A 6,213-nucleotide genomic window follows, 5' to 3' on the forward strand; every position below is an offset into this window, starting at 1 on the left:
CCTTGCTGCCCTGGCGCATCGCGCTTCCCAGCACCTGAACGCGCAGCCCGGCGCCGCAACCCCCCGCCGGCAACACTCAGCACATCAGCACCACGCGCGCAAGGGGCGTGGTTAGTCGACCGCTTACGAACGTGCGCTTGCCTTTCAACTTCAATTCCCCCTATCGGGCGATCAATATCAGCGATTTCTGGCGACGCTGGCACATGTCGCTGTCCCAATTTTTGCGCGACTATTTGTACATCGGCCTGGGCGGCAACCGCAAAGGGGTTGTGCGTCGCTATGCGAACCTGATGATCACGATGGTGTTGGGCGGTTTATGGCACGGAGCCGGCTGGTCTTTTGTGATTTGGGGCACGCTGCACGGTCTCTATCTGGGGATGAACCATGGCTTTCGTGCGCTGTGCGGCCCGGGCTTGTGCGCGCGCTTCGATCGCAGCCGTCTGTTTGGCGCATTGTCATGGCTGCTGACCATGCTGGCGGTCATCCTGGCCTGGGTCGTGTTTCGGGCCGAGACCTTGCGGGGCGCGGGCAGGATACTGGAGCGCATGGTTCACCCTGCGCATACCGGCCATGTACATACCCTGCTGTGGAATGCCGGCCTGAGCTTGTCCGTGGGCGGTCTGTGGTGTGTTGTGCTGGGAGCCATGGCCTGCCTCATGCCCAACAGCAACGCCATTGGCGAGCATCTGCTGCGTCGCTGCCAGTCCCGGTCGGGCGCGACCGCCTACGCGCTATTGATCGCGGGCGCCAGCAGTGCCGCGGTCGCGTTTTTGCTTCTGATGAACATCACGCGTGATTCGGTTAGCGCCTTCATCTACTTCAACTTCTGACATGACGAGAAAGTTCCTCCTGTGGTTGGCGGGTGTGGTCGGCTTCTTGCTGCTGCTGGAGATTTTTTTCCAGCTGCTGCCGGTTTCCACATCGACAGAGACCGGCTATTACATCGATCCGCTCATCCTGAGCTACCCGCCCTATCACCACTGGACCACGTCGACCGGATGGGACTTGCGCAACGTGCAGCGGCTTGAATCGAACAACCTGGGTTACGTTGCCAATCGAGATTTTGAGCGCAACGCCAATGCAGTGGCCTTGATCGGTGACAGTTTTGTTGAAGCTTCCATGCTCGCGGCCCCGGACCGGCCTGGCGCCCAACTCGAACGCGCATTGGGCGGCCGACCCGTATTCGCCATGGGCAACCCCGGTACCGCACTGCTGGATTACGCCGAGCGCATCCGGTTTGCGCACACGCACTATGGCGTGCGTGATTTTGTCGTGCTGATGGAGCGTGGCGATGTCAAGCAATCCTTGTGCGGTTCGGGCAATATCAACGGGCCATGCCTCGACCCGAAAACACTTGAACCACGTATTGAAAAGCTGCCGCCGGCGGGGACGTTAAAGCGCATCTTTCGCCACTCGGCGCTGGCGCAATATGTGTTTGGTCAGCTCAAATTCAGCCCGCAGCAACTGTTGCGCCAGGCTTTTCCGCCGGCACACGGCGCCAACGCAGCGTCGTCGCAGCCGGCAAGCGGCGCCGCGCAGATGCCGCCTGGGCAAACCGCGTCTTATGTCGATCTCGTCACCCACACGTTCTTCGAGCGCATCAGGCCCTACGCCACCGGCCGTTTGGTCATTGTGATCGACAGCGACCGGTCGGCACTGGCCAAAGGCCAGTTGAAGCCGGATCCGTCGCGTGCCCGGTTTATCCAACTGGCCCGTGCCGCGGGCGCCACCGTGATTGATACGGAACCACTATTTCAGGCGCATTTCGCCCGATCGCGCCTCAGTCTGGACGTGGGGCCCTACGACGGCCACTTCAATGCATTGGGTGTGAGCCTGGTCACGCAGGCTGCGGCAGCGGCGTTTGCGCAACCGTAGATTGCCCATCATCGGTCGCGAGAGCGCCCGCGCAGCACCGGCCGGATGAACTTCAACAGCAATTGCTGCAGCGGGTTGGCGTTGCCAAACGGACGCCAGGTCAGCTTGAGCTTTTGATGATAGGCATCGAAGTGCATGCCCCACGGCGCCGCCCTGACGGTGCGACCAGGTAGTCCCGCGGGATCATGGCGGGCAACAGGCACGCGATAAAGCGCGCGTATTGCTCGTCTGAGTCGTGCCGGTGGGGACTCTGACTCCTTCACAAATCGGCCGACCCTTGACGAAAAGCCACTTGGATGTGACCTATTGCGTCAAAAGGCGACTTGGTCCTACAAATTGTTTCCAAAGACAGCTTACGATGGTTCGAAGTTACCAATTCGCCCACGGATCTCTCTCAAGGAGTCAATATGCCACGAATTTCGAAAGCCTTCATTGCTCCGCTTCTGTGCGGTTTACTCGTCACAGCGTGTGGGGGATCGACCGGTGGCGGAACCGGCGCCCCCACTTCCGCAGCAGCAACAACATTTCCGCTTTCGATAGCGCTTCTCAATCTCGACACCACCGGCGTTCAAAAAACGCTTCCAGTCAGCGGCACCGCAATATTCAATGCCACTGGAAGCAGTTACGACTTTACGGGATCACTCGACTTCACAGAAACACCAGCTAACGCAGGCTCTAATTTTGAAAATCAAGCAGCCCGTCAAATAGATTCATCTCTTACGGGGGCGTTCAATATAAATGGTGCAAACAATAGTTTCTCAAGCATAAATCAAAGCTTCTTGTCCGCCAATAATCTCCTGCTTGGAATATCATCTGCAAAATCCTACTGCACTCCAAGCGCATCGGGACAATTCCCGGATAAATATCCCGACACTGTTACCATAGGGCAAGCACAATTGGTTGTGATTTATGATTGCTACCAAGACGGCACCAAGACATCACCAGTAGGAACAGGAAAAGTAAGTTTCCTCGTTAGCGCGGGCAATTCACCAGAGACAGCGACCTTCTCTACAATGGAAACTTTTACAGACACAACCGGTCTGCAAACCCAATATACCCAGAAGAATTATCTTATCGACACATCGGGAAATATCAGTTTTCTCACTTTGAGTTTTTTGGGCTTCTTGACATCAAGTAATAACTGGCTAGCCAATGGTATTCAATTAAACTTTAAATCACAATAAATTGTTGACGGATTTGAGTTGAAAATTAATTTTGCAGGGCTGGCTGTATAAGGAGAAACTAGCCCGGCGCCCAAGCGGACTTCAGGTTAGAGTCTCTGCTTGCCGATTGAGCGTTACGCCGGCGACACCATAAACACCACAGTGAGCGACGCGAACCCACATCCACAGCCGGCCGAGCCCGAGTTTGGCGAAAGCCCGCGTGCCGGCGCGCCGCGTATCGACGAGGCGATTCGTCGCTGGCGCGAGCGCTTGGGACTCGCGCAGGTCGACGAGGGGTACGCCGCACAAGCCCGCTATGGCGCCTGCACCACCGGCCTGACCCGTCGCATCGCCGCCGCGCTGCGGCCGGCATCACGTCAAGACGTGGCGCCAATCATCGCCATCGCTCGTGATTGTGCAGTGCCCGTTTATCCGATCAGTACCGGCCGCAACTGGGGCTACGGTACGGCATTGCCGGTCGTTGACGATTGCGCAATTCTCGATCTGTCTTGCCTCACGGCGATCCGCGCGATCGACACCGACCTCGGCCTGTTCGAACTCGAACCTGGCGTGACCCAAGGTGCACTGGCAGACTATTTGCGCACCCACAACCTCCCGTTCATGGTGCCAACCACCGGCGCCGGCCCCGATGCGAGTCTGCTCGGCAATGCGCTCGAACGCGGCTACGGCATCACGCCGATTGCGGACCACTTCGCCGCGGTGACGCGAATCGAGGCGGTTCTGGCCGACGGCAGAGTCTATGCGCCGGCGCTATCAGCGCTCGGTGCTGAACTGGCCGATCACGCATTCAAGTGGAGCGTCGGTCCTTATCTGGATGGCCTGTTCACGCAATCGAACTTCGGCGTGGTCACGGCGATCACCCTTGCGCTGGCGCGGCGGCCCGAGCGCGTCGAAGCGTTCTATTTCTCGGTGGCCGACTCGGTCGCCTTTGAAGCCGCCGTCGTCGCAGTGCGAGCCATACTGCAGGAGTTGGGCGCCGTGGCCGGCTCGATCAATTTGATGAACCGCCATCGGGTACTGGCGATGACCGCGCCTTACGACCCGACGCGTCTTGACAGCGGTGGCCTGCTGACCGACACCGCCATTGCCGAGCTGGGCCGACGCTACCGGGTCGAACCGTGGATGGGCATGGGCGCGCTATACGGTCCGCGCCAAGTCGTGGCGGCGGCGCGGCGCATTGTGCGGCGGCGACTCTCGGGCGTCGCGTCCAGGCTCGTCTTCATGACGATACCGCGCGCGCGTCTGCTGCAGCGCCTGAGCAACCGCGTCCTGGGCGCCGCGCACGGCACGTCGGCGCTGCTGGCGGGCGTCGTCGCCTCGCTCGACATCCTGGAAGGCCGCCCCAACAGCGTCGCGCACAAGCTCGTGTATTGGCGTCGCGCAGACGCGCCTGCAGCCCCGGACCCGGCAAGGGACGGTTGCGGCTTGATCTGGTACGCGCCGCTCGTGCCCTTCAAGCCGGAGCTTGCGGCGGCTTACGTCGAATGCTGCACGGCAGTCCTCAGGGACCACGGAATGGAGCCGCTCATTACGCTGAGCACGCTGTCGGATCGCTGTCTGGATAGCTCGGTGCCAATCCTGTTCGACGCGCGCAAGGCCGACGAAGTGGAACGAGCGCATCGCTGTTACGGCGCCCTCGTGACCGCCGGGCTGACGCTGGGAATTGCGCCCTATCGACTGCACGTTGGCGCCATGGACCGCTTCGTTGGCGCGGGGGAAACTTACTGGGATGTGGTCGGCCAGCTGAAGCGTGCGATCGACCCCGACGATATTCTGTCCCCGGGGCGCTACGCACCTCCACTCCGCAATCGCTCTGCGACCGGGCCGAAGTAGCGCCCCCGTCGTATGTCATGCTTGTCGAAATTCTTTACGCTTACGCGGAACCGAAACACTCCTCAGTCAGCATCCGCTTATTTTCTCCTTTGTTTTCAACAACTTACCAGACCAGGAAAACTGTGGCATGAGCCTTGCTTTAGCGAAGACGTGGAACTAAATCCCCGTCACAATCTAACAGGAGGTTGATCATGAAGAAAATTCTGGCCGCTTTGGTCACTGTATCCGGCCTTGCCCTTGCGGCGCCAGCGTCGGCTGTCGTGGTTGGCGGAATCGATTTCGGCGTTTTAGGTGAGAATCCGACCAATAGTCACATCGATACGTCGACTTTGGCACAAACCTATGTCAATGGCGACGGCCAGAATGCCACGTCTTATGGCGTCATCACGAGCATCAATGGAGATACCACTTATTGTGCAGGCAATGGAACATGCGGGCTCTTCTATGTTGCGACTTTTACCGGATCGCAGAATTTCAGCCCTAGTTACGTTGAATTCACCGGCGCAACGTATTCAGTATATTACACGTCAAACGCAAGTTTGCTTAATTTGCTGACCCAGAGTTCGGCTAGCGACATCGCGGCGATTACGGGGATGACGCCTTGGCTGACCCTGACTGGGCATAACAACTTGGGCGGAGGAGCGGCTTCGAACGCGGTGTTGAATGGCGCTGGCGTTCTCACAGGTAATACCCTGAGTGGCGCCGGGTTTGGATTGCTTGATGTCAACACGGGCGGCCCCGGTCTTGCCTCTGTCATTGCCTACCTCAATTCAAACGGTGTTGCAGATGCGGCCGGCGGATTCGCTGATATGGCAGTCACTTCCTCGTTCAACAACTTTGTGCTTAACTCCTTCGACAACACCACCGGGTGCACGACCGGCCAAGCAGCCGTAGGTCAGTGGTGCTACCAAGGGACTGCAAACTTCCGCGGCAGCACCAACAACATTCCGGAACCCGGCGGATTGGCCCTGTTTGCGATAGCTCTGGTTGGCTTGGGCGTCAGCACACGCTCGCGCAAAGCGCAATAATTCGAACGACATAAGCCGGTACAAATCGGCAAAACCGCGCCCTATCGGGCGCGGTTTTTTTTATGACTGGTCACGTGCCATGTACAAAATCGATTCATTCATTCATCAGTGCCGTTGCACTTGGAGCCTGAAATCACTGTGTAAAAAATCCAACAGCTGATCAACACAGCAACCATCTTGAATGAAGACCTTAATTTGTCACTGCGATAGCGTTGTTCCAAGGCGACTTGGTGCGAGCGATGGCATTGAGGATGACCAGCAGCTTGTGCATGCAAGCCACCAGGGCGACCTTC

At 58.5% G+C, this 6,213-nt stretch carries 6 protein-coding genes; 5 read left to right on the plus strand and 1 reads right to left on the minus strand.

From position 1 onward, the window contains the following. The first annotated feature begins 131 nt into the window (after nt 1-131). Both B0E49_RS06250 and B0E49_RS06255 read left to right on the plus strand, forming a co-directional pair. A complete protein-coding gene (locus tag B0E49_RS06250; protein ID WP_286137842.1) occupies nt 132-830 on the plus strand; it encodes an MBOAT family O-acyltransferase in 699 nt (232 codons plus the stop codon). Nucleotides 831-876: 46 nt separating this feature from the next. Beyond that, a complete protein-coding gene (locus B0E49_RS06255) occupies nt 877-1,875 on the plus strand; it encodes a hypothetical protein (RefSeq protein WP_144264463.1) in 999 nt (332 codons plus the stop codon). Between the two features lie 8 nt (nt 1,876-1,883). Here the strand turns inward: B0E49_RS06255 and B0E49_RS20865 are convergent, their stop codons facing one another. Further along, entirely contained in the window at nt 1,884-2,012 is a 129-nt protein-coding gene (locus B0E49_RS20865; protein WP_286137843.1) for a hypothetical protein, read from the minus strand. Nucleotides 2,013-2,282: 270 nt separating this feature from the next. On the opposite strand from B0E49_RS20865, the gene B0E49_RS20065 reads away from it, so the two are divergent. From B0E49_RS20065 to B0E49_RS06265, 3 genes are all read left to right on the plus strand, one after another. After that, nucleotides 2,283-3,059, plus strand: coding sequence for a hypothetical protein (locus tag B0E49_RS20065; protein ID WP_144264464.1), 777 nt, complete (start codon nt 2,283-2,285; stop codon nt 3,057-3,059). Between the two features lie 99 nt (nt 3,060-3,158). Next, the gene (locus tag B0E49_RS06260; RefSeq protein ID WP_286137844.1) at nt 3,159-4,892 is read left to right on the plus strand and encodes an FAD-binding oxidoreductase; all 1,734 of its coding nucleotides are present in this window, start codon (nt 3,159-3,161) and stop codon (nt 4,890-4,892) included. Between the two features lie 191 nt (nt 4,893-5,083). Continuing rightward, nucleotides 5,084-5,920, plus strand: coding sequence for a hypothetical protein (locus tag B0E49_RS06265; protein WP_144264465.1), 837 nt, complete (start codon nt 5,084-5,086; stop codon nt 5,918-5,920). Nucleotides 5,921-6,213 lie beyond the last annotated feature (293 nt).

This window comes from Polaromonas sp. C04 (assembly GCF_002002705.1).
Taxonomy (GTDB): Bacteria; Pseudomonadota; Gammaproteobacteria; order Burkholderiales; family Burkholderiaceae_C; genus Rhodoferax_A.